We start from the raw sequence: 1708 nt of genomic DNA on the forward strand, positions 1-1708 counted from the left end.
CCTCGATGTTTCATCGGGGTTGTGAGCGGGGGCGACCGGCGTCGTTGCCGGTGTTCAGCTGCTGATTCTGGCATGTGGGTGTGACGATCTGTCGCCGTGTCCGTGGCGGGCGGTCGGGTTCCACTCCCGAGAAGGTGCTGGGGATCGTAGGGACGAGCGGGCTCGCCGGTTCAGGTCTGCGCGACGGCGATGCGGAGCCGGTTGACGCCGGTCAAGACGGTGAGTGCTTCCGGGGCGTGCCGGGCGAGGTGTAGGACCTTGTGCCGACAGCGCCGCACGAGAGTCGCGGGAATCTCAAACAATCGCGCACGGAGTCGTTTGGGCTCCCACTTCCGCGCGTCGTCACTGGTGAAAGCGATGGTTTGCATCCAGGCGACCAGGTCGGAGGCGAGCTGGACGATCTGGCACCACACCTGGTTCTGCGCGAAGGACTGCAGCGGGAACTTCATCAGTCCCATGTCCTTCGCGTTCCGGATCCGGTCCTCGCAGCGCGCACGGCGACGGTGACGCAGCTCGAGGACGGGCAGTTGCCCGCGCGGGGCGTTGGTCGCGAACGCGGTGATCCGCATGCCCTCGTGATCGGTGATCCGCAGCTGCGCTCCGGGGTGGGGTCGTTCCTTCCGCACGATCACTCGCATCCCCTCTGGCCAGCTTGTAAGGTCCAGCAGCCCGGTCAGCTCCGCGACCCATGCCCCATCGCGGATCCCGTCGTCCTCGGTGTCGTAGGCGGGAGTCCACGCATCGGCTCTATCGATACGTTCCAGCAGGTCAGGAGTGTGTGCCGGGAGGGTGAACCCGACCGAGTAGCCCAGACGCTGCGTGGTCAGCCAGTCGATGAAGCCCTTGGTGCCGCCGGCCCCGTCGGTGCGGATCAAGATCTTCTTCGAGCCCCGCCCGTCCCGGGCACGCAGGGCTGGTGGGAGCTGGGCGAGAGCCTGGCGAGTGACGGTGATGTGATCGCTGGCGGTGTTCGAGCCCGCGTTGCCCGGGCGCAGGGCGATGGCGAGGGGTTCCCCGGTGCCGGCCTGACCGTGGTCGAGGAACGCGCATAGGGGGTGGTAGCCGAAGCCGCGTTTGAACGTCGGTGCGGCCTGTTCCTTCTCGCTGTGGACGTTGATCAGGGTGGCGTCGAGGTCGATGACCAGCGGGGCCTTCGCGCTGGCCTGCGCGGCCGGGGAGTGATCACCGGCCAGGGTCCAGGCTCGTTCACGCGCGGCACGGCGGGCCCTCGAGATTGCCTCGATCACTGCCGGGGCGTCTTCGGCCAGGGTGGTGAGCGTGCGCGAGATCGTCGGGGCCGAGGCGACGGGCCCGAACAGGCCCGGCTCGCACCGCAACAGGTCAGTGTCCCGAGCGACCTCCCCGCCCACCGTGAGAGTCATCGCAAGGTCCAGCAGAACCTTCGCGGCGTGATGCTCGGCCAGCGGTTTCGTCCAAGGATCCAGCGCTTCGCGCAGCGAATGGGCCAGGCCGGTGGAGTGGAGTGTGTCGGTCAGCAGCACCGCACCGGCATGCGAGACCGCCGGGACCTCGGCAATGTCCACGCGCGGACGAGGGTAGGAGAACAAGGTAGGGTGGGACACCTGAAAGGTGCTCCTTCCGCCGGATCGATACGAGCTTCAACACCCCGTATTATTCCAGGTCAGGAGCACCTTTCTCTAAGCCGTCCGCCGGTCGGGACCACACCCCCATGAAATCCCGAGGCTAA

General features: G+C 67.2%; 1 protein-coding gene. It reads right to left on the bottom strand.

Going from position 1 to position 1708, the window contains the following annotated elements:
• Positions 1 to 170: 170 nt before the first annotated feature.
• Positions 171 to 1583: an IS1380 family transposase gene (locus tag INT51_RS21905; protein WP_114329648.1), complete on the bottom strand. Its 1413-nt coding sequence runs from the start codon at positions 1581 to 1583 to the stop codon at positions 171 to 173.
• Positions 1584 to 1708 lie beyond the last annotated feature (125 nt).

This window comes from Brachybacterium sp. FME24 (assembly GCF_014897705.1).
Lineage (GTDB): Bacteria > Actinomycetota > Actinomycetes > Actinomycetales > Dermabacteraceae > Brachybacterium.